This window comes from Micromonospora sp. CPCC 206171 (assembly GCF_036906755.1).
In the GTDB taxonomy this organism is placed as follows: domain Bacteria; phylum Actinomycetota; class Actinomycetes; order Mycobacteriales; family Micromonosporaceae; genus Micromonospora; species Micromonospora purpureochromogenes.
The window spans coordinates 18,146-39,230 of the sequence record NZ_JBAKHT010000004.1 but is presented as its reverse complement, the minus strand read 5'-3'; the positions used below and the strand labels follow the sequence as shown (position 1 = coordinate 39,230).

19 protein-coding genes are annotated in these 21,085 nt (G+C 72.1%); 6 read left to right on the top strand and 13 right to left on the bottom strand.

The features are described 5' to 3' along the window. The first annotated feature begins 85 nt into the window (after positions 1–85). Positions 86–871: a helix-turn-helix domain-containing protein gene (locus V6U89_RS07220; protein ID WP_334569889.1), complete on the top strand. Its 786-nt coding sequence runs from the start codon at positions 86–88 to the stop codon at positions 869–871. After that, positions 868–1,062 carry a DUF397 domain-containing protein gene (locus V6U89_RS07215; RefSeq protein ID WP_334569888.1) on the top strand — a complete coding sequence of 65 codons (195 nt, stop codon included), beginning with the start codon at positions 868–870 and terminating at the stop codon, positions 1,060–1,062. Before V6U89_RS07220 ends, V6U89_RS07215 begins: the two co-directional genes overlap by 4 nt. 147 nt (positions 1,063–1,209) lie before the next feature. Here V6U89_RS07215 and V6U89_RS07210 read toward each other — a convergent pair whose 3' ends face one another. From V6U89_RS07210 to V6U89_RS07190, 5 genes are all read right to left on the bottom strand, one after another. Then, on the bottom strand, positions 1,210–1,725 hold the full coding sequence (locus V6U89_RS07210) for an SRPBCC family protein (protein ID WP_334569887.1): 516 nt from the start codon (positions 1,723–1,725) through the stop codon (positions 1,210–1,212). Beyond that, a complete protein-coding gene (locus tag V6U89_RS07205) occupies positions 1,725–3,413 on the bottom strand; it encodes an ABC transporter permease (protein ID WP_334569886.1) in 1,689 nt (562 codons plus the stop codon). The genes V6U89_RS07210 and V6U89_RS07205 overlap by 1 nt, the downstream gene beginning before the upstream one ends. After that, the gene (locus V6U89_RS07200; protein ID WP_334569885.1) at positions 3,398–4,162 is read right to left on the bottom strand and encodes an ABC transporter ATP-binding protein; all 765 of its coding nucleotides are present in this window, start codon (positions 4,160–4,162) and stop codon (positions 3,398–3,400) included. Before V6U89_RS07200 ends, V6U89_RS07205 begins: the two co-directional genes overlap by 16 nt. A gap of 109 nt (positions 4,163–4,271) precedes the next feature. Continuing rightward, complete coding sequence (locus tag V6U89_RS07195) at positions 4,272–5,912, bottom strand: sodium/solute symporter (RefSeq protein ID WP_334569884.1); 1,641 nt, start codon at positions 5,910–5,912, stop codon at positions 4,272–4,274. 1 nt (position 5,913) lies between these two features. Continuing rightward, complete coding sequence (locus V6U89_RS07190) at positions 5,914–6,327, bottom strand: hypothetical protein (RefSeq protein WP_334569883.1); 414 nt, start codon at positions 6,325–6,327, stop codon at positions 5,914–5,916. 62 nt (positions 6,328–6,389) lie between these two features. Here V6U89_RS07190 and V6U89_RS07185 point away from each other — a divergent pair, with 62 nt between their 5' ends. The 3 genes from V6U89_RS07185 to V6U89_RS07175 all read left to right on the top strand — a co-directional run bounded on the left by V6U89_RS07185 (position 6,390) and on the right by V6U89_RS07175 (position 11,599). Further along, the gene (locus tag V6U89_RS07185; RefSeq protein ID WP_334569882.1) at positions 6,390–7,934 is read left to right on the top strand and encodes a hypothetical protein; all 1,545 of its coding nucleotides are present in this window, start codon (positions 6,390–6,392) and stop codon (positions 7,932–7,934) included. A 182-nt stretch (positions 7,935–8,116) separates the two neighbouring features. Next, positions 8,117–9,397: a hypothetical protein gene (locus V6U89_RS07180; RefSeq protein WP_334569880.1), complete on the top strand. Its 1,281-nt coding sequence runs from the start codon at positions 8,117–8,119 to the stop codon at positions 9,395–9,397. A 66-nt stretch (positions 9,398–9,463) separates the two neighbouring features. Continuing rightward, the gene (locus tag V6U89_RS07175; RefSeq protein ID WP_334569878.1) at positions 9,464–11,599 is read left to right on the top strand and encodes a hypothetical protein; all 2,136 of its coding nucleotides are present in this window, start codon (positions 9,464–9,466) and stop codon (positions 11,597–11,599) included. A 92-nt stretch (positions 11,600–11,691) separates the two neighbouring features. Here the strand turns inward: V6U89_RS07175 and V6U89_RS07170 are convergent, their stop codons facing one another. From V6U89_RS07170 to V6U89_RS07150, 5 genes are all read right to left on the bottom strand, one after another. Further along, complete coding sequence (locus V6U89_RS07170) at positions 11,692–12,342, bottom strand: DUF5701 family protein (protein ID WP_334570140.1); 651 nt, start codon at positions 12,340–12,342, stop codon at positions 11,692–11,694. Positions 12,343–12,411: 69 nt separating this feature from the next. Beyond that, a complete protein-coding gene (locus V6U89_RS07165) occupies positions 12,412–13,182 on the bottom strand; it encodes a LytR/AlgR family response regulator transcription factor (protein ID WP_210773840.1) in 771 nt (256 codons plus the stop codon). After that, complete coding sequence (locus tag V6U89_RS07160) at positions 13,179–14,402, bottom strand: sensor histidine kinase (RefSeq protein WP_334569877.1); 1,224 nt, start codon at positions 14,400–14,402, stop codon at positions 13,179–13,181. The genes V6U89_RS07165 and V6U89_RS07160 overlap by 4 nt, the downstream gene beginning before the upstream one ends. Positions 14,403–14,467: 65 nt before the next feature. After that, positions 14,468–16,039 carry a sugar transferase gene (locus V6U89_RS07155; RefSeq protein ID WP_334570139.1) on the bottom strand — a complete coding sequence of 524 codons (1,572 nt, stop codon included), beginning with the start codon at positions 16,037–16,039 and terminating at the stop codon, positions 14,468–14,470. A 268-nt stretch (positions 16,040–16,307) separates the two neighbouring features. Next, on the bottom strand, positions 16,308–17,168 hold the full coding sequence (locus V6U89_RS07150; protein WP_334569876.1) for an Fpg/Nei family DNA glycosylase: 861 nt from the start codon (positions 17,166–17,168) through the stop codon (positions 16,308–16,310). 24 nt (positions 17,169–17,192) lie between these two features. Here V6U89_RS07150 and V6U89_RS07145 point away from each other — a divergent pair, with 24 nt between their 5' ends. Continuing rightward, entirely contained in the window at positions 17,193–18,449 is a 1,257-nt protein-coding gene (locus V6U89_RS07145) for a glycosyltransferase family 4 protein (protein WP_334569875.1), read from the top strand. A gap of 134 nt (positions 18,450–18,583) precedes the next feature. On the opposite strand, the gene V6U89_RS07140 is transcribed toward V6U89_RS07145, so the two are convergent. From V6U89_RS07140 to V6U89_RS07130, 3 genes are read right to left on the bottom strand one after another with little or no spacing between them, the layout of a single operon-like run. Continuing rightward, positions 18,584–19,306 (bottom strand): CDP-alcohol phosphatidyltransferase family protein, encoded by a 723-nt coding sequence (locus V6U89_RS07140; RefSeq protein WP_334569874.1) that lies wholly within the window; start codon positions 19,304–19,306, stop codon positions 18,584–18,586. Further along, positions 19,281–20,348, bottom strand: a complete 1,068-nt coding sequence (locus V6U89_RS07135; RefSeq protein ID WP_334569873.1) for an iron-containing alcohol dehydrogenase family protein — start codon at positions 20,346–20,348, stop codon at positions 19,281–19,283. Before V6U89_RS07135 ends, V6U89_RS07140 begins: the two co-directional genes overlap by 26 nt. Next, a complete protein-coding gene (locus tag V6U89_RS07130) occupies positions 20,336–21,067 on the bottom strand; it encodes a phosphocholine cytidylyltransferase family protein (RefSeq protein ID WP_334569872.1) in 732 nt (243 codons plus the stop codon). Before V6U89_RS07130 ends, V6U89_RS07135 begins: the two co-directional genes overlap by 13 nt. Between the last annotated feature and the right edge of the window lie 18 nt (positions 21,068–21,085).

The window sequence follows — 21,085 nt, the reverse complement described above, 5'->3', positions numbered from 1 at the left end:
TCCACCCTGGACGGCGGGCCGGTCGCAGGGGAGGATGCCACGGCTTACTACGCAGCGGGGTCACGTACTTACCGGAGAGGTAAGGATGAACGTCGAGATGTGGGTCAGGGCGTTGAAGGCCGCCCGAGCGGGTGCCGAGGTGTCCCAGGAGGGGCTGGCCGCCACGATCAAGTGGAGTCCGTCGACCGTGGCGGCGATCGAGACCGGCCGCCGTCGGCCGACCATGGAGTTCGCCGTCGCCGCCGACCAGGCCCTCGGCACCGGCGGCCTCCTCGCCGAACTACTCAAGGCGGCCGACCAGGAGCGGGGGCCGTCCTGGTTCGCACCCTGGCGAGGCTACGAACAGCAGGCCACTCGACTGCGTGCTTTCGAAGCCTGCCTGGTGCCCGGCCTGCTTCAAACCGAGAAGTATGCGCACGCGGTCATCTCAGCCGGCGGGCTGCACGCGCCAGCGATGGTGGACGAGTTGGTGGCGGTGCGAATGGAGCGGCAGCAATTGCTGCACCGCGACGAGCCACCGCACTGCGTCTTTTTGCTCGATGAGTCGGCGCTACACCGTCCGGTTGGTGGGCCTGCCGTGCTCGACGAGCAACTCGGTCGACTCCTGGTTGTGGCCTACCTGCCGTTCCTCCGGCTGCACGTTATTCCGCTGAGCGTCGGGGAGCACGTCGGGCTCGGCGGTGGGTTCGTGCTTGCTGAGCTGCCGGACGGCGACAGGGCCCTCTACCTGGAGAATGCCGCTCGGGGACACGTCATGGACGACCCCGAAATGATCGGCTTGATCGATCGCAAGTGGGATAGCCTGCTCGGCGAAGCACTGTCCACAGGCGCCTCGCTGGATCTGATCCGGAAGCTGAAGGTGACGCCATGACGATGATCAAGCCGCACTGGCGCACCTCCAGCCGATCGACGGACTCCGGCGGCAACTGCGTCGAGGTGGCGGACAACCTGCCCGTGGTGCTGGTGAGGGACAGCAAGGACCGCTCCGGCCCGATTCTCACCTTCGCCCCCAACACCTGGCGCGCGTTCGTCGCGCACGCCCGCTCCAGCCGCGCCGACTGACGCTGACCCCGGCCACTACCTCTTCGCCTTCATGCGCCGGGTCTGACCCCCGGGTGATCCCCCGGTTTGCGCCGTGTCGGGCTGTCCGGCCCGTCGGACACCCCGACACGCCGCAAACGGGAGTGGCGCGCCCAAGGGGCGGGCGGCTCAGGTCGTACCCCCGTCGGCCGGATCGTGGGCGGCCAGCGAGCGGCGGGCGGCGGCCAGCACCTCCGGGTCCGCGCAGCCGGCGGCGTAGCCGGCGATCCGGCGGCGGATGTCCCGGGTGAGCAGCCAGACGCCGACGCGGTCGGCGACCGGCCGCAGGAACGCCGGCCGGCAGCGGAAGCTGTACCGCCAGGTGGCGACGGTGTGGCCGGGCTCCGCAGCGGGGGCGAACCGCCAGCCCCCGGCGAACATCTCGAAGAACCACGGGCCGCGCACCATCTTCATGCCGACGTTCGTCGGCGGCGCGAACGAGACGTACTCGCTGACCATCACCAGGCCGTGGCGGGAGCGGGTGAAGGTCCGCACCCCCTTGCCGGGGCGGGTCGCCCCGTCGGTGAAGTGCTGCTCCCGGACGAACGGGTCCCACCGGTAGCGCACCGGCGCGGTGGTCTGCGACACCGCGAACGCCAGCTCGGGCGGGACCGGGACGGTCGCGACCGCCTCGACGACCGGCATCAGCGGCGCGGGGTGACGGTGGCCAGCAGCTCCGGCGTCCGCCGGTCGAGCACGTCCCCGGCCAGGTACGAGCCGAGCAGCGCCGCCCCCAGCCCGTACGCCGCGCCGAGGGGCAGGGCCAACCAGAGCCAGGCGTCCCCGAGCAGCGCCGCGGCCACCACCATCGGTACCGCCGCTGCCGCCGAGGCGACCATCGACAGCAGGGTGAGGAAGCTCTTCGCCACCCCCGCCCCGGTGTTCATCGCGAACGGGTTGCTCGTCTCCGGCAGCGAGTACGCCCCGAGCACCGACACGAACCCGTTGATCGCCAAGCCGGCACCGTACGCGGCGAGCAGCGCGCCGCCGGCCACCCCGATCCAGCCGGGCTCGCCCACCACCAGCGCGATCACCACCGACACCACGCCCAGCATCGGCACCACGTACGCCGAGAAGGCCGTCATCCGGGCGCGCAGCTCCAGCCGACCGGGCACCCCGGCCACCACGTTCGCCGCGTACGCGCTGCCGTCGAAGCCGAACTGGTTGGCCAGGGTGACCGAGGCGAGCACGCCGACGAAGAGCATCGACAGGCTGAGCAGGACCGGCGACGGGTCGCCGGCGGTGAGGTCCGGGCCGTCCTCGGCGGCGAACTGCGGGCCGCCGAGGTTCACCATCACCGGCACGAAGACCCCGACCACCGCGATGGTGATCAGGTTGGCCCGGCGTCGGGCGTCCCGCCACCAGTAGCGCGCCTCCCGGGCGACCAGCGCGCCGAACCGGTCCCGGCGCGTCCAGGCCAGCGCCCGGGGGAAGAGTTGCGCGACGGCCCCGCCGGCCCGCCCGCGCCGGCCCTTGGCCGGAGCGGCGCTGGCCGCGCCGACCATCGCCGACTCCAGCGACCGTGACCACCACAGCAGCAGCAGGCCGATGGTCACCGCCGTGATCAGCAACTTCACCGGTACGGCCCAGGCCCGCCCCTCGGCCACGTCCACGCCGACCGTCCAGGGTGCGCCGAACGGGGTCCAGCCCACCGCCTCGGCCACCCCGGTCAGCCGGTCCCAGTCGGCCTCCCGCACCGCCGCCAGCACCGCGATCTGCAACGGCCCGAGCAGGGCGGCAACCACCGCGAGCAGCACGGCGGCCAGGTCGCGGACCCGGCGGGACCGCAGCATGGTGGCGAACGCGCTGGTCACCGCACGGCTGGCGGCGACGCAGAGCAGCAGCCCGGCGACCACCCCGACGGCCGCGACCAGCCCGGCCGCCCAGCCGCCGAGCGCGGCGGCGGTGACCACCAGCCCGGAGACGGCGAGCAGCACCGCGAGCACCGGGACGCTGACCAGCGCCGCCGCGAACAGCCCGGCGACCAGGGTGCGGCGGGGCAGCGGCAGCAGTGCGAACCGGGCCGGATCCAGGGTCTCGTCCACGCCGAAGAAGACCAGTGGCAGCAGCAGCCAGCCGAGCACCAGCAGAGCGCCGCCGAACGCGGCGGTCATCAGCGCGTACCGCGGTTCGTCGGCGAAGCCCGGCGCGGCCAGCGCCAGGAAACCGCCGGCGGCGAACCAGAGGCCGACCAGGACGCCGATCACGAACATCGCGATCCGCCAGCCCTGGCCCCGGAAGTTGTTGCCCATCACCCGCAGCTTGAGCCGGACGAAGTGCCGGGCGGAGACCCGCCGGACCGGCTCGGCCGGGACGCTCACCGCGACAGCCACGACAGTTCCTCACCGGTCGCGGTGCGGCCACCGACCACCTCGACGAAGACCTCCTCCAGGGACCGGTCCCCGCGCACCTCGTCCAGGGTGCCGACCCGCTTGATGGTGCCCTCGGCGAGGATCGCCACGTGCGAGCAGAGCCGCTCGACGACCTCCATGACGTGACTGGAGAAGACCACCGTGCCGCCGCCGGAGACGTACCGCTGGAGGATGTCGCGGATCAGCGCGGCGGAGACCGGGTCGACCGCCTCGAACGGCTCGTCCAGCACCAGGACCCGGGGGCCGTGCAGCAGCGCGCAGGCCAGGCCGATCTTCTTCTTCATGCCGGCCGAGTAGTCGACCACCAGGGTCCGGCCGGCGTCGGTGAGCGCCAGCACGTCCAGCAGCTCGGCGGCCCGCTGGTCGATTACCGCCGGGTCCATCCCGCGCAGCAGACCGTGGTACGCCAGCAGCTCCGCCCCGGTGAGCCGGTCGAAGAGCCGTACGCCGTCCGGCATCACGCCGAGCAGCCGCTTCGCGCCCACCGGGTCGGCCCACACGTCGTGCCCGAGCACCCAGGCCCGGCCGTGATCGGGGCGCAGCAGCCCGACCGCCATCGACAGGGTGGTGGTCTTGCCGGCGCCGTTCGGGCCGAGCAGCCCGTAGAAGGAGCCGGCCGGGACGGCCAGGTCGACGCCCGCCACCGCGACCTTGCCGTCGAACTGCTTCGCCAGGCCGCGCAGCGCGAGCGCGGGGTGCCCACCAGTCATGCGTCCGACCGTATCCGGGCCGGACCAGCCGAAGCTCCGGCCGCAGGATGATCCCGCGTCCTCCCCGGGACGTACCCGCCCCTACCCCACACCACCGCCACCGGCGGGGTCACAGCCGCAGTGCCTCTGGGGCGTGCAGGCGGAGCATGGTGGCCCCGACGTCGGCCGGGGCCCGGCGGCGGGTCGCCATCGAGACGGCGACCATCACGGTGAAGGCGAGCGGCACCGTCCAGGCGGCCGGCTGCGCGATGAGCGTGGCCGGCCAGCCGGACAGCGGTGGCCCGAGCACGGTGACCAGGACCGCCGCCACGGCTGCCCCGCCGCCGACCAGCACCCCGGCGGCCGCGCCCAGATCGGTCAGCCCGCGCCACCAGATGCCGAGCACCAGCAGCGGACAGAAGCTGGACGCGGCGACCGCGAAGGCCAGCCCGACCACCTGGGAGACGTCCAGCCCGGAGACGTTGAGCGCGAGCACCGCCGGCACCCCGCCGGCGATCACCGTGGCCAGCCGGAAGCCGCGTACCGAGCCGCGCCCGAGCACGTCGGTGGAGATCACCCCGGCGACGCTGGTGAGCAGCCCCGACGAGGTGGAGAGGAAGGCCGCGAACGCGCCCGCCGCGACCAGCGCGGCGAGCAGCCGGCCGGTGGCCCCGTCGCCGAGCGCGGCCCCGGGCAGCAGCACCACCACCGCGTCGGTCTGCCCGGTGACCAGCAGTTGTGGCGTGTAGATCCGGCCGAGCACGCCGTAGATCGTGGGCAGCAGGTAGAAGACGCCGACCAGGGCGAGCACCACCAGCGTGGTGCGCCGGGCGGCCCCGCCGTCGGGGTTGGTGTAGAAGCGGACCAGCACGTGCGGCAACCCCATGGTGCCGAGGAACGTGGCCAGGATCAGCGAGTACGTGGCGAAGAGGCCCCGGTCATCGTCCCCGGCGGTGTCCGGCAGCAGCCAGTCGGCCGCGTCGGTCGCCACTCCGGTCACCTCGGGCACCGGGTCGCCGGCGGCGAAGTCGAGGCGGTCGCCGGGGCGTACCTCAAGGGTCGTGCCGTCGGCGAAGGTGAGCGCCGCGCGGTGCTCGACCACGACGGTGGTCGCGGTCCGGAACGCCGGCCCGTCGGGCGGGGTCACCGCGGGCCGGGCGTCGGCCTGCCACTGCAACGCCAGGAAGATCGCGGGTACGGCCAGCGCGGTCAGCTTCAACCAGTACTGGAAGGCCTGGACGAAGGTGATCGCCCGCATCCCGCCGAACGCCACGTTCGTGGTCACCACGGCGGCGACCAGCAGCGCCCCCACCGGGTACGGCGAGCCGGCGACGGTGGCCAGGGTCAGCCCGGCGCCCTGCAACTGCGGCACCAGGTAGAGCCAGCCGATGAAGATCACGAACACGGTGGCCAGGGTGCGCAACCGGCGCGAGCCGAGCCGCAGTTCGCAGAAGTCGGGCAGGGTGAACGCGCCGGAGCGGCGCAGCGGGGCGGCCACGAAGAGCAGCAGGGCGAGGTACCCGGCGGCGAAACCGACCGGGTACCAGAGCACGTCCACGCCGTACTTGAGGATCAGCCCGGCCACGCCGAGGAAGCTGGCGGCCGACAGGTATTCCCCGCCGATCGCGGCGGCGTTCCAGGTCGGACTCACCGCGCGGGACGCGACCAGGAAGTCGGAGGTGGTGCGGGCCAGCCGCAGCCCGTAGAAGCCGATGCCGAGGGTGACCAGGGTGACCGCCACGATGGCCGGGACGACGTAGCCGTTGCCCATCTCAGCGCTCCGGCCGCTGGACCAGGTCGGTGAAGTCCTGCTCGTTGCGTTCGGCCAGCCGCACGTACGCCCAGCCCACCACGATCAGGAACGGGAACGAGGCCAGCCCGAGCAGCAGCCAGGGCAGGTTGACGCCGAAGACGGTGACCCGCCCGACGGCCGGCGCGATCGCGAACAGCCAGGGCAGGCCGCCGAGCCCGATCAGCACGACCAGGCTCATCCGCAGCGCGAGCGCCAACTGCGCTCGGACCAGGCCCCGGACCAGCGCCTCGCCGACCCGGGTCTGCTGGGCGAGTTCGACGCGGGTGCGTTCGGCCCGGCTGTCCCGGCGGGACACCTCTGCCAGCACGATGCGCGCCCGCCCGGGTGGCTGTGGCGCCCGGGGGGCCGGTACCGGATCGTCGGCAGCGGTCACCTGGGCAGTCTCGCCTGCTCAGCGCGGATGTCAAGGGTGTCCACCGGGGTTGTGGACAACCTGTGGAGAACGCTTCACCCCTGTGGACAACTCATGAGTTGAACATTAAGACGGCATTAAGTCTCCGCGCGTTCACCCCTTGTGTTCTGGCGAGGTATGTTCTTGCCGGTATTGACCGCGCCCCCTACGCTGGGGCAGCCATTCCCTGTTTCCTCTTCATCCACGGGGTTTCTATGCGCAAATTCCGCACTCTGCTCGGCGCGACTCTCGCCGGGGCATGTGCACTGGCCGTGGTGCCGGGTACGGCATCCGCGGCTCCCGCCGCCGCGCCTCAGCAGGCGACGGCGGATCTCGCCGACACGACCGGGGCCTACTACCCGGTCGCCCCGGCCCGGCTGATGGACACCCGCTCCGGCCTGGGTGGTAAGACCGGAAAGATCGGCCCGCTGAGCAAGTTCGACCTCCAGGTCACCGGCCGCGGCGGTGTGCCGACCAGTGGCGTCGGTGCGGTCGTGCTGAACGTGACCATCGCCAACCCGACGATGGACAGCTTCGTCACCGCCTACCCGGCGGGCGAGGCTCGGCCGGACGCATCCTCGGTCAACTTCGCCAAGGGCTGGCTGGGCTCTAACAACGTCACCGTCAAGATCGGGTCCGGTGGCAAGGTCTCGATCTACAACCGCAACGGGTCCACCGACGTCGTGGTCGACGTCGTCGGCTTCTACGCCAAGGACAACTCGATGACCAACCGCAACGGTGGTCAGTACGAGTGGTTCACGCCGGAGCGGGTGTTCGACACCCGGGAAGACCCGGAGCCCAAGCCGACGGCTGGTACGACCATCGAGTACTCCCTGAGCTTTGACCACGATCCGGAGCGCAACCAGCACGTCAAGGCCTTCGTGCTGAACCTGACCGCCGTCGCTCCGGCCAAGGACGGTTTCCTGACCGCCTGGTCCGGCGTCGGGAGCAAGCCCGTCTCCTCCACGGTGAACTACAAGGCGAACACGAACGTGCCGAACCTGGCCTTCGTGCAGACCACGCCGTGCACCGGTACCGATGGCTGTGCCGCGGGTGTGCCCAAGTTCAGGATCTACACCTCGGCTGCGGCGCACATCATCGTTGACCTCGTCGGCGTGGTGGACGACGGCTACGGCGAGTGGGGCATGCGCTTCTCGCCGTTGAGCCCGACCCGGATCCTGGACAGCCGCGTCAACCTGGGCACCACCGGTGGCGTCCTCAGTGGCGGCGAGGTCGCCAAGGTCACCGCGCCGAGCGCGATCGTTACCGATATGACCGACGTGCTGGCGATGAACCTGACCGCGGTGAAGCCAACCAGGAACACCGTCCTCACCGTGTGGCCGGCCGACGCCGACCTCCCGAAGCCCAGTGCCAGCAACCTGAACCCGTACGCGGGCCAGATCGTGTCGAACGCCGTCCTCGGCGTCATCGGCCCGAACGACGCGTTCAACGTGCACAACCTCACCGGCGACACCCATGTGGTGGCCGACGTGGTCGGCACCTTCTACTACCCGGCCGCTCCGGCGGCCACGCTCTCCGGCGGCGCCGGCAAGAGCAAGCCTCAGATGGTGGGCTCGTCCCACCGCTGAGCACCCGCACCACGAAGGGCGCCCCGGCCGTCGGCCGGGGCGCCCTTCCCCGCTTCCGGCGGGTTCGGCCGTTGGCCCGATACGCCGGCAGGCGCCCATTCGCTCTTCCGGACGGGGTTGCCGGCCATCGATCGTCGCCTTACGCTGGCCGAACTCTCCGCTTTCTGTCTCACGGGGTTTTCATGCGCAAAACTCGTGCCCTCCTCGGCGCGACGATCGCCGGGGCGTGCGCAATCACGGCGCTGCCCGGGGTCGCCGCCACTGCGGCCGGCCCGGCGTCCGCAGCGACCGTCGACGTCACCGGCACCTACTACCCGGTCTCTCCCGCCCGCCTGCTGGACACCCGCAGTGGCCTGGGCGCCCCGGTCGGCAGGATCGGCCCGAGCGGGACGCTGGACCTTCAGGTGGCCGGCCGTGGCGGGGTGCCCTCCACCGGCGTCGGAGCGGTCGTGCTGAACGTGACCGTCACCGGCCCCACGGCGGACAGCTTCGTCACCGCGTACCCGGCGGGTCAGGCGCGGCCGAACTCCTCCTCGGTCAACTTCCCGGCCGGCTGGCTGGGGTCCAACAACGTCACCGTGAAGCTCGGCGCGGGCGGCAAGGTGGCGCTCTACAACCGCAACGGTCACACCGACGTGGTGGTCGACGTCGTCGGCTTCTACGCCGCCGACAACACGCTGGCCGGTCGGGGCATGGGTGGCCGCTACAACTCGCATCCGCCGCACCGGCTGTACGACAGCCGGGTCGACGGAAAGCGGCCCGCCGGCAGCGTCATCGACCTGACCATGCGCCACGGCAGCGACAACCCGCACGTCCGGGCGCTGATCGTCAACGTCACCGTGGTGGATCCGGAGTCGGACGGCTTCGTGACCGCCTGGTCCGGGGTCGGTGAGCGGCCGACCGCGTCCACGGTGAACTTCGCCGCCGGCACGGTCACGCCGAACCTGGCGTTCGTGCAGACCCGGCCCTGCGGCGAGGACGATTTCTCCTGCGGCCCGGCCGGCGCGCCGACCTTCCGGCTCTACACCTCGTCGGCGGCGCACATCGTCGTTGACGCCTTCGGCATGATGGACGACGGCACGCTGCTGTTCGGCCGGCGGTTCCAGCCGATGAACCCGACCCGGATCGTGGACAGCCGCTTCGGCCAGGGCGTCCCTGCCGCACTGGGTCCCGGCGTGACCAGGGCCGTCACCGCCCCCGCCGCGATGGTCCAGAAGGACGAGGACGTCCTGGTGCTGAACGCGACCGCGGTGGCGCCGACCCGGAACACCGTACTCAAGTTCTGGGCGGCTGACTGGCCGGACACCACACCGACGACCAGCAACCTCAACCCGGTCGCCGGGCAGACCGTCTCCGCGGCGGTGCTCGCCGACCTGGGTCCGTACAAGCGGTTCAACGTGCACAACAACGCGGGCACCACGGACGTCGTCATCGACGTGGTGGGCCGGTTCTACTGGCCGTGACGCGGGGCGGCGCCCCGACTCCGGCCGGGGCACCGCTGTCCATTCCTTCTCTTCCACGGGGCCTTCATGCGCAGAATCCGCAGTCTCCTCGGCGTACTCGTCGCCGGCGCCTGTGCCACCGCCGTACTTCCGGGGGTGGCGCTCGCCGCGCCGACCGCGCCGTACACCGTCCTCACCGTCGACCTGGGTGAACACCAGGCCAAGCCGATCGGCTCGTCGGGGGTCTACGACCCCACCAACGCCACGCTGGACGCGGCGGCCGAGGCCGACGACACCTTCCGCATCACCGCCCGGTACGGGGTGAGCGCCTACGTCCGGCTCGACGCCGCGCCGCCCACCGGCCAGACCTGGACCGCAAAGCAGTCGTACGAGACGGCTCGGGGCCGGGACAGTGTGCGGGCCCGGCTCGACCTCAACGACGATCGGACGTCGTTCTGCACGACCGGCACCGGCTCGCTCACCGTCCACGAGGTTCTCCGCGACCCGGGAACCCAGGCCATGACCGGCTTCGCCGCCAGCTACGAGTACCACTGCAACGGTGACTCGGCGGCGCTCACCGGCGAGATCCGGTGGAACTCCACGGTCGGCTACGTCGCCGCGCTGCCCGATCCGAGACTCGTCGACTTCGCCGCCATCCACATCGGCGACAAGCGCGAGCAACTGGTGACGTTCGGTTCGCTGGGCAGCGAGCCGGTCACCTTCGGCGTCGCCATGGTGGGTGGCGTGAATCCCGACGCGTTCGAACTCGTCGCCGGCCAAGACACCTGCTCGGGTCGGACGGTGCAGCCCGGTTCGACCTGCTGGATCAAGGTCCGGGCCCGGTCCAACACGGCCGGGTCGAAGAAGGCAGCGCTCTATCTGCCCGACAACAGCACGGTGGGACGCCGCGCGGTCCCGTTGAAGGCGTTGAGCATCGACGGCAACAAGGGCACCTACTACCCGGTCGCCCCGGCTCGCCTGCTGGACACCCGCGCGGGCCTGGGTGCGCCGAAGGCGAAGCTCGGCCCGGACAAGACGATCAAGCTCGGGGTTGCCGGACGTGGCGGCCTGCCCTTCGGCGGCGTGGCCGCAGCCGTGCTGAATGTGACGGTCACCGGCCCCACGCAGGACAGCTTCCTCACGGTGTACCCGTCGACCGAATACGCGCGGCCGACTGCTTCGTCGATCAACTTTGCCAAGGGGTGGCTGGGTTCCAACAACGTCACCGTCAAGGTCGGCGATGGCGGCTCCGTGGCGATCTACAACCGCAACGGCTACACCGATGTGGTGGTCGACGTGGTGGGCTTCTACGCCAGCGGTGCCGGAATTCCGCCCGAGTTCGGCAAGGGCGGCCAGTACCAGTGGTTCGATCCGTACCGGGTTCTCGACACCCGGACCGGCACCCGCGGCCCGCTGCCGGCCGGCGCCGCCCTCAACGGCTGGATCGACTTCAAGGCCTCCGATTTCGGTGACTTCAACGCGCACGTCAAGGCGCTGGTCCTGAACATCACCGCGGTCAAGCCGGAGCGGTCGGGCTTCCTGACCGCCTGGTCGGGCGAGGGGAGCAAGCCGGTCGCGTCCACCGTCAACTACGGCGCGGGCAAGGTCGTGCCGAACCTGGCGTACGTGCAGACCGTGCCGTGCCCCTCGGGCGGCTGCGGCGGTGCCACCGGCGCGCCGCGCTACAAGATCTACACCTCCGCCACCACCCATCTGGTGGTCGATTTGGTGGGTGTGATCGACGACGGCACCGTCGCCGACGGGCTGCGGTTCCGGCCGCTGAGCCCGACCCGCATCGCGGACAGCCGGTACGGGCAGGGCCTCAGCGATGTCGGTCCCAACGTTACCCGCAAGGTCACCGCACCGCCGTCGATGCTCGACGAGCAGACCCAGGTGCTCGCCATGAACGTGACCGCAGTGACCCCGCAGAAGGACACCGTGCTCACCGTCTGGCCGGCCGACACGGGGGTCGCCAAGCCGTCCGCGAGCAACCTGAACCCGGCCGCCGGGCAGATCGTCTCCAACGGTGTGCTGGGCGTGGTCGGCCCGACCGGCGCGTTCAACGTGCACAACCTGACCGGCTACACGGGGGTCATCGCGGACGTGGTGGGGACGATGTACGTCTACCCCGTCACGTCCAGCACCACCACCACCACCGGACTGACGCGTCCGTCCCGACCGGCGGTGGCGGCCACCGGCGTCTCGGGATACGACCGGGGCTGACGTACGCGCGGGGGGCGTTCCGGTCGTGGCCGCGGCGCCCCCCGAGAGAAGATCGGGCCGGTGCGGATGCAGTTCCGCACCGGCCCATCTCGTCAGGCCAGGCCCACCCGCACCGGGCGGGCGGTGGCGGAGCCGAGCCAGGTGTGCGGGTTGCCGTACCAGCACCAGCCGAGCTTCGGCGCGCCCTGGCTGATCCACAGAGCCGGCACCCGCTTGTCCCCGCACCGGGACCCGACCAGTGAGAAGCACCGGTTGCTGGCCAGCGCGGCGGGGAAGTGGGTGATGAAGGCGATCCCCTCGTCGATGGTGAGCGGCAACCGGTCCTGGGCGGTCATGCTCTCCATCGCGGCGGCCGGCGCCAGGTTGCGGAACTCCTCGCCCCGGCCGACGTCGAAGAGCAGGTACGCCGGTCCGGCCGGTGCCTCCAACTCCTTGATCGGGTCGAACCGGGGCAGGTCGTCGAGGGGGAAGTTCCGGTCGAGGAAGCCGGGCTTGCGCTTGCCGGCCAGCGTGGTGAGCGCCAGCCGGTCGGGCACCGGGACCAGGTCGCGGGTGGTCACCAGCAGGAACGGCACCCGGGCGTCGGTCGGGGCGGGCAGCCAGGCCGCGCCGCTGACCGCGGCGTCCCGCAGCGGGGTGACCAGGTCGCGGAAGGCGGTTTCGGTGAGCCCGGCGAGCTCCGGGTAGCCCAGGCGGATCAGCCCGTCGAGCTGGCGGTCGAACTCGGTGGCGGGGTCGAACATCGGCACGGTTGGCCTCCCGTTGTCGTAGGGCCTACCGTACAGTGTACGGGCATCCGCGATTATTCCCGCTCAGCGATTCCAGTCCTGCTTGGCCGCCCGCACCAGCTTGTCCTTCAGCTCCCGGGTGTGCCGCCGGCTCACCGGCAGCTCCGTCCCGTCGATCACCACCACGTAGCCCGAGTTGACCAGCCGCAGCTCGGCGATCAGCTTCAGCTGCACCAGGTGCGACCGGTGGATCCGGACGAACCCGGCGTCCGCCCAGCGCTCGGCGAGCGTCGCCAGCGACACCCGGACCAGGTGCGAGCCGTCGGCGGTGTGCAAACGGGCGTAGTCGCCCTGCGCCTCGACCCAGCGCACCGCCGACCGGGGCAGCATCCGTGTCGTCCCGGCCAGCTCGATCGGGATGGTCGGGTCCTCCTCGGCGCGGGCCAGGGCCGCCGGGTGCGACGGCACCACCCGGGAGCCGATCACCCGGCGCAGCGACTCGGCCAGCCGGTCGGCGCGTACCGGCTTGCGGACGTAGTCGGTGGCCCCGAGGTCGAAGGCGTCCACCGCGCCGTCGTCGTACGCGGTGACGAAGACGATCGCCGGCGGCCGGGCGAACCGGCGCAGCACCCGGGCCAGTTCCATCCCGTCCAGGCCGGGCATCCGGATGTCCAGGAAGACCACGTCCACGTCGGCGTCGCGGAGCACCCGCAGCGCCTCGGTCGCGTCGCCCGCCGTGTGCAGCCGGGCCACCCGGGGATCAGCCCGCAGGTGGTACGCCAGCTCGTCCAGCGCCGGCGGCTCGTCGTCGACCGCCAGCACCCGCAGGAACCCCGCCGTCGCGTTCCCGGTCACGATCCCGCCCGTACGCCCGGATGGAACTTCGGCACCCGCAGGCTCACCTTCGTACCCGAGCCGGGGCCGGTCTCGACGACCAGGCCGAACCGGTCCCCGAAGACCGACCGGAGCCGCTCGTCGACGTTGGAGAGGCCGACGTGCTGGCCGGTGTCGTCGGTCGGGTCGCTGCCGGCGCGGGCCAGCTCCGCGATTCCCGCGGTCAGCGTGGCCGGATCCATGCCCACTCCGTCGTCCTCCACCGTGATGTGGCACTCGGCGCCCGCGTCCCGGGCCTCGATGCTCACCATGCCGGTGCCGGGCTTGCGGGACAACCCGTGCCGCACGGCGTTCTCCACCAGCGGCTGGAGGCAGAGGAACGGCAGCGTCACCGGCAGCACCTCCGGGGCGATCTGCAACCGCACCTGCAACCGGTCGCCGAACCGGGCCCGCTCGATGGTCAGGTAGCGGTCGATCGAGCGCAGCTCCTCGGCCAGCGTGGTGAACTCGCCGTGCGCCCGGAACGAGTAGCGGGTGAACTCGGCGAACTCCAGGATCAGCTCCCGGGCCCGCTCCGGGTCGGTCCGGACGAACGAGCCGATCGCGGTCAGCGCGTTGTAGATGAAGTGCGGGCTGATCTGGGCGCGCAGCGCCCGGATCTCCGCCCGGGCCAGCCGCTCCCGGGAGGAATCCAGCTCGGCCAGGGCGAGCTGGTTGCCGGCCCAGTGCGCGGTTTCCAGGGTGGCCTGCACCAGCCCGGGCGCGGGTGGGGCGTCGGCGACCGCCACCAGCGCCCCGACCACGCGGCCCTGCGCGCTCAGCGGCGCGAGCACCGCCCCGCGTACCGGGCAGTCGACCCGGTCGCAGTGCAGCTCCGACTCGCCGAGCACCGTCGACCGGCCCGCCTCCACCGTCCGCCGGGCCGCCGCGAGCAGTTGGTCGCCGTGGTGGCCGCCGCGCCCGTCGAGGGCGAGCAGCGCGTCGGAGTCGGTGAGCGCCAGCCCGGCCGCCCCCACCAGGGTCCGCAGGTGACGTACGGCCTTCGCCGCCCCCGCCGGTGTCAGGCCGGTACGCAGCGGCTCGGCGGCCAGGCCGGCGGTGTGCAGCACCTCGTAGGTGGCCCGCTGGGTGGCGGTGGCGATGCCCCGCCGGCCGCGCAGCCGCAGCAGCGCCCAGAGCGCGGCGGCCAGCGCCGTGACCAGCGAGACGACGCCGACGACGGCGGAGAGGTTGCCATCCACGCAGCGATCCTTGCCGCTGGCGGCCGCTACGCCAAGCCCCCGCGGCCTCCTGCGACGTCGAGCGCCTAGTACGCGCCCTTGCGGGCCAGTACCACGCCCACCGTCCGCCACAGGATGCTCAGGTCGTACGCCAGCGACCAGTTGTCGACGTAGTAGAGGTCCAGCCGGACCGCCTCGTCCCAGGACAGGTCGGAGCGGCCGGAGACCTGCCACAGCCCGGTCATCCCCGGCCGGACCAGCAGCCGGCGCCGCACGTCACCCAGGAAGTCGCCGTCGTCGGCGGGCAGCGGACGCGGCCCGACCAGCGACATCTCCCCCCACAGCACGTTGATCAACTGGGGCAGCTCGTCCAGCGAGGAGGCGCGCAGGAAGCGGCCCACCGGGAAGACCCGGGGGTCCTGCTTCATCTTGAACAGCATGCCGTCGGTCTCGTTCTGGTCGACCAGCCCGGCCAGCCGATCCTCGGCGTCGACGTACATGGTCCGGAACTTCCAGACCCGGAAGGTGCGGCCCTCGTGGCCCACCCGGGGCTGCCGGAAGAAGACCGGCCCGGGGTCGGAGATCCGGATCGCGAGGGCGATGGCCGCGAAGAGCGGGGTGAGCAGCAGCAGGCCCAGCCCGGCGGCGACCCGGTCCATCAGGCTCTTCATCAGCAGCGCCGGGCCCGACAGGGTCGGCTCCTCGACGTGCAGCAGCGGCAGGCCCTCGATCGGGCGGATGTGCACCCGGGGGCCGGCGATGTCGGTCAGCTGCGGGGCGACCACCAGGTCGACGCCGGAGCCCTCCAGCTGCCAGGCCAGCCGGCGCAGCTCACCGGGCTCGGCGCTGGCCGAGCCGCAGACCGCGATGGTGTCGCCGCCGACCTCGCGGACCAGGGCGAGGACGTCCCGGCCGGCGTACACCGGCACCGGGGTCTGGATGCCCCGGGCGGCGGCGTACCCGTCGGTGATGTGGATGGCGACCGGCACCAGGCCGGCGCTCGGGTTGCGGGTGACCGCGGTGTAGACCTCCAGCGCCTCCGGCAGGGTGCCGACCAGCACCATCCGGTGCCCGGCGTGCCCGGCGCGGCTGCGGACGGTGTGCAGCACGAACCGGGCGGTCAGCCGGCCCATCAGGACCAGGGTCAACGCCCCGAGCAGGGCGAAACCGACCGTGTAACGGGAAAGGTCGGTCTTGGTGGCGAACGCGATGAAGGAGACCGTCGCGGCGACCGCCACCCCACCCCGGATGACCCGCTTGAACTCGTCGGGACCCAGGCCGAGATAGCGCCGGTCGTAGGCGCGGTTGCCCCAGAGGATGACCACCCAGCCGAGCGGCAGCAGCACGAACGCCACCGTGTAGAACCAGGTGGGGTCCTCCTGGGCGTTGTAGAAACCCGCCCGCGCCTGGCCGAACGTCTCCTGGGCCATCCAGTCGGCCAGCATCACGGCGAGGAAGTCGAGCAGCAGCAGGGCGACGGTGTACGGACGGTGCCAGCGCGACACCCGGCGACGGGCCCTGGCCCACGCCGACCGGGGGACGCCGTTGTGCGACGGCGGTGTCGGCGGCTGGATCTCGAAGCTGTCGACGTGCCGCACGAGTTTGCTCCGGCCTGTGTTGGTTACCGGGCGCTGGAGGCTTGTCGTCACCTCACCCATGTCCTCCCGCATGACACGCGCCGCTCACTCGCCGTGAGGGGCGCGGGTCGCCCACCGTTCCAGTCTCCCACGCTGTCAGTGGGCCGGACGCTGACCCGAAGGACATGGCGCCTGGTGTTGCCAGCAGGGATCCGGCCGACTTCACGTCAGTTTTCGAAGCCGGGGACCGAGCCACTATACCGATGGATGGCGGCCCCGGTAGAGGCGCGGACGGGCAGCTTCCACGCGCCCGGGACGATTCCTCTCCGTAATCACCGAGTGTCATTACTCACCGTACGAGACGGGACAACCGACGGTCAGCGAGGGGCTTTCCGCCGGTCTGACAGGTCGGGCAGTACTGCAGGCTCGAATCGGCGAAGGACACCTCCCGCACCGTGTCGCCACAGACCGGACAGGGCAGGCCGGTCCGGGCGTGCACCTTCAGGCCGGAGCGCTTCTCGCCCTTCAGCTCCGCCGCCCGCTGACCCAGCGAGCGGCGGACCGCGTCACCGAGCACCGCCCGGGTCGCCGCGTGCAGCGCGGCCAGCTGGTCGTCGGTGAGCCGGTCGGTGATCGCGAACGGTGAGAGCTTCGCCGCGTGCAGGATCTCGTCGGAGTACGCGTTGCCGACCCCGGAGAGCACCGCCTGGTCGGTCAGCACCCCCTTCACCTGGCCCCGCCGGCTGCGCAGCCGCTCGGCGAAGGTGGGCAGGTCGGCGCCGAGCGCGTCCGGCCCGAGTTTGGCCACCCCGGGCACCTGCGCCGGATCGGTCACCAGGTACACCGCCAGCTTCTTCTGGGTGCCCGCCTCGGTCAGGTCGAAGCCGGAGCCGTCGTCGAGGCGGACCCGCAGGGCGATCGGGCCCTTGCCGGGGCGCAGCGGGGTGGTGGACGGGAACGCCTCCCGGTAGTGCAGCCAGCCCGCCCGGGCCAGGTGCACCACCAGGTGCAGGCCGCCGTCGACCACCACGTCGAGGAACTTGCCGTGCCGACGGGCGTCCACCACCGCCCGGCCCGACAGCGCCGAGGGCGCCGGGTCGTACGTCTTCAGGGCGCTGATCGCGGCGACCTCGACCCGGTCGATCCGCCGCCCCACCGCGCGCTCACGCAGGTAACCCGCGAGCGCCTCCACCTCCGGTAGTTCGGGCACGTTCCAACGGTAGCCTTCTTTCCCGTGAGAATCGTGGTGGCGCACAACCGGTACCGGGAAGCCCAGCCCTCCGGCGAGAACACGATCGTCGACTCGGAGATCGCCCAGCTGGCGGACGCCGGCGTCGAGGTGCTGCCGTTCATCCGCAGCTCCGACGAGATCCCGTCGATGTCGAAGGCGGCCAAGGCGCTGCTGCCGATCTCCCCGATCTGGGCCCCGCGCGCCCAGGAGGACCTGTCCCGGCTGCTCACCGCGCACCGCCCCGACGTGCTGCACCTGCACAACCCGTACCCGCTGATCTCGCCCTGGGTGGTGCGGACCGCGCACCGGCACGGCGTGCCGGTGGTGCAGACGGTGCACAACTACCGCCAGGTCTGCTCCTCCGGGATCTACTTCCGGGACGGGATGATCTGCCAGGACTGCAAGGGCCGGGCGCTCGGCGTGCCGGCGGTCGTGCACCGCTGCTACCGCAACTCCCGCGCGCAGAGCGCGCTGATGGCGACCACCCTGGCCGTGCACCGGGGCACCTGGCGCTCGGTCGACCGGTTCATCGCGCTCACCTCGGCGATCGCCGACCACCTGCGCGACTACGGCATCCCGGACGAGCGGATCGTGGTCAAGCCCAACTCGGTGCCCGACCCGGGCCGGCCGGCCCCGCTCGGCGACGGGTTCCTCTACATGGCCCGGCTCACCCCGGAGAAGGGCCTTGACCTGCTGCTGGCGGCGTGGCGCCGGCACCCGGTGGGCACGCTGGGCACCCTGCGCGTCGCCGGTGACGGCGAGCTGCGACCGTTGGTCGAGGCGGCCGCCGCGGAGCGCGCCGACGTGGTCTACCTGGGCCAGCTCGACCGGGCCGGGGTACGCGCCGCGGTCGAGGCGAGCGCGGTGGTGATCGCCGCGTCGATGTGGCACGACGTCCTGCCCACCGTGATCATCGAAGCGCTGGCCAGCGGGCGGCCGGTGCTCGGCACCGCGCTCGGCGGCATCCCGTACCTGGTCGGGGCGGACGGTCCCCGCGAGCCGGCCGGCACCGGGCCGGCGGAGATCGCCTCCGCGGTCCCCGGCGGGGGCGTCGCGCCGCTGCCCCCCGGCGTGGTGACCGGCACCGCCGGCTGGGTGGTCCCGCCGGAGCCGGCCGCGATGGCCGCCGCCCTCCCGCTCGCCCGCGCCGGCGCCGCCGCCCTGTCGGGACCGGCCCGCCTCCGCTACGAGCAGACCTTCCACCCCGACGTCGTCACCAAGCGCCTCCTCGACATCTACGCCTCCGTCACCCACCCCTGACCCACCCCCGCGCGCGCTCCCCACGCGCCCGCCTTCCACGTGCACTTTCAGAGAACGAGTCGCTATTTCGGCTCCGATAGCCACTCTTTCTCTGAAAGAGCGGCGAGGGGCAGGCCGGGGTGGGAGGGGTGGGGTCAGCGGAGGGAGGCGCGGGCGGAGAAGGCGATGCTGGTTAGGAGGAAGCCGCCGTTGACGATCGTGAAGGCGATGATCACCCAGAAGGTGAGGGCCGGGGCGAGCATCAGGACCAGCGCGGCCACGAAGATCACCGCGCCGTAGTCGCGGACCAGCTTCACCAGGCGTACCGGCAGCGAGGTCGAGGTGACCATGCTGGCGGCGTTCGGGCCGGCCTGCATCACCGAGGTCACCAGGTTGACCATCCAGGTGCCGGCGAAGACCGCGACCAGCCAGGTCGGCGTCTCCGGCCGCTGCGCCACGGCGGTCGCCGCCAGGGCGGCCACCAGCGCGATCTGGGCGGCCACGTCGCAGAGCACATCCACCCGGGCGCCCGCCGCGCTGCCCTGCCCGGTCACCCGGGCCAACTGACCGTCGGCGCAGTCCAGCGAGTACGCGACCTGCCAGCCGACCAGCGCGGCCAGCCCGACCACCCAGGCCGGTACGTCGCCGGCGGCGACCGGGCCGGCGAGCGCCACCACGGCCACCGAGGTGGCCAGCCCGAGCACCAGGTTGGCGATGGTCAGCGCCGTCGGGCGCAGCCCGAGGCGCTGGGCGACCAGCGCGAAGACCGCGCCGAGCCACTGGCTGAGCGACTCGCTGAACAGGCCGCCACCCCGGTTGACCCGGTGGAAGTCGGCAACGGTGGGACGGGGCTCAGCCACAGTGGTCGCGGATTGCACCGGCGTAGTCTGCCAGCCGCTCCCGCGTCTCGGTAGGCGACATCGCCAGGTGTTCGAGGATGGTGTACCGGTCCGGCCGGGTGGAGGGCGCGAACTGCACGGCCTCGACGAACTGGTCGTCGGTCAGCCCCACGTCGGCGGGGAGGCGGGGCAGCTGGTGCCGGGCCAGGCAGGCCGACATCTCGATGAAGCGCCGCCGGTCGCCGCGCAGCCAGGTGCAGAACAACGCCCCGAGCCCGGCCAGCTCACCGTGCGAGGCGGTGTCGGGGAAGAGCGCGTCGACGGCGTGCATGATCTCGTGGCAGCCGCCGCTGGCCGGCCGGCTGGTGCCGCAGACCGCCATCGCCAGGCCGCTGGAGATGAGCGCCTCGGCGAGCACGGTGACGAAGGCGTCGTCGGTGACGTCGCCCGGGTGGTTGAGGACCGCCTCGGCACCCATCCGGGCCAGCGAGGCGGCCAGGCCGTCGACCGGCTCGCCCCGGACCTGCCGGGCCAACTCCCAGTCGGCCAGCGCGCTGATGTTGCTCACCGCATCGCCGATGCCCGCCCGGTTGTGCCGTTCCGGGCCGCTCTCCACGAAGTCCAGGTCGACGATGACCGCGATCGGGATATGCACTCCGTAGGAGCCCTTGATCCCCTCGCTGACCAGGCTGGCGACCGGGGAGGCGATCCCGTCGTTGGCCAGGCTGGTGGCCATGGTGACCATGGGCAGTCCACGCCGGGTGGCGGCGTACTTGGCGACGTCTATCGTCTTGCCGCCACCGATGCCGACCACCGCGTCGTACGAGCGGGCGCGGAGCTTGCTGCCCAGGTCGTCGGCGGCCTGCAGGGTGCCGCCGGCGACGGTGAACACGTCGGCCGACCGCAGCGACGGCCGGATCAGCTCGGCGATCTGCTCGCCCTGCCCCGGCCCCACCACCACGGCCACGTCGCCGCCGGCGGAGATCCGCCCGTCGGCGAGGATCGCGGCGAGGTCGGCCACCGCCCCGCGCCGCACGTCGATGTGCAGCGGGGTCAGCACCGTACGAGCTAGTAGCGGCACGCGATCTCCCGCGCCCGGGCCAGGTCGGCGTGGTTGTCGACCTCGACCCAGGAGACGTCGCCGATCGGCGCCGCGCGCACCTCGCCGCCCCGGTCGGCGAACTCCTGGTAGCCGTCCTCGTAGTAGAGGTTGGGGTCACGCCGCCAGGTCGCCTCCAGCGCGTCGGCGAGGGCGTCGGCCACCTGCGGCTCGATCAGCGTCGCGCCGATGTACTCCCCGTACGCCTCGCCCGGATCCATGATCTTGGTGATCCGGGTGAGCTGGCCGGCGGCGTCGAAGGTGGTCTTCATCTCCTCCTCGGCCAGCGCCTTGATGTTGTCGATCGCCAGCAGGATGCCCGGCCCGCGCTCGGCGAGCAGGGTCTTCTCCACGCTCACCGGGTGCACGGTGTCGCCGTTGACCAGCAGCACGCCCCGGGCGAAGTGCTCCCGCGCCAGCCAGAGCGAGTACGCGTTGTTCCACTCCTCGGCCTTGTCGTTGTGCACGAGGGTGAGCCGGACACCGTAGCGCTCCTCCAGCGCCGCCTGGCGCTCGACGACCGCGTCGGCGGCGTACCCGACCACGATCACGATCTCGGTGAGCCCGACCTCGGCGAGGTTGCGCAGCGCGATGTCCAGGATGGTGGTCTCACCGTCCACCGGCACCAGCGCCTTGGGCAGGGTGTCGGTGTACGGGCGCAGTCGGCGCCCCGCACCGGCCGCGAGCACCATCCCGATCATGCGGGGTCCTCCCTCGTA

Coding starts and splice junctions, on each gene's coding strand:
- V6U89_RS07220 (WP_334569889.1), top strand. CDS start 86: ATGAACGTCGAGATGTGGGTCAGGGCGTTGAAGGCCGCCCGAGCGGGT.
- V6U89_RS07215 (WP_334569888.1), top strand. CDS start 868: ATGACGATGATCAAGCCGCACTGGCGCACCTCCAGCCGATCGACGGAC.
- V6U89_RS07210 (WP_334569887.1), bottom strand. CDS start 1,725: ATGCCGGTCGTCGAGGCGGTCGCGACCGTCCCGGTCCCGCCCGAGCTG.
- V6U89_RS07200 (WP_334569885.1), bottom strand. CDS start 4,162: ATGACTGGTGGGCACCCCGCGCTCGCGCTGCGCGGCCTGGCGAAGCAG.
- V6U89_RS07195 (WP_334569884.1), bottom strand. CDS start 5,912: ATGGGCAACGGCTACGTCGTCCCGGCCATCGTGGCGGTCACCCTGGTC.
- V6U89_RS07180 (WP_334569880.1), top strand. CDS start 8,117: ATGCGCAAAACTCGTGCCCTCCTCGGCGCGACGATCGCCGGGGCGTGC.
- V6U89_RS07175 (WP_334569878.1), top strand. CDS start 9,464: ATGCGCAGAATCCGCAGTCTCCTCGGCGTACTCGTCGCCGGCGCCTGT.
- V6U89_RS07170 (WP_334570140.1), bottom strand. CDS start 12,342: ATGTTCGACCCCGCCACCGAGTTCGACCGCCAGCTCGACGGGCTGATC.
- V6U89_RS07155 (WP_334570139.1), bottom strand. CDS start 16,039: ATGGGTGAGGTGACGACAAGCCTCCAGCGCCCGGTAACCAACACAGGC.
- V6U89_RS07130 (WP_334569872.1), bottom strand. CDS start 21,067: ATGATCGGGATGGTGCTCGCGGCCGGTGCGGGGCGCCGACTGCGCCCG.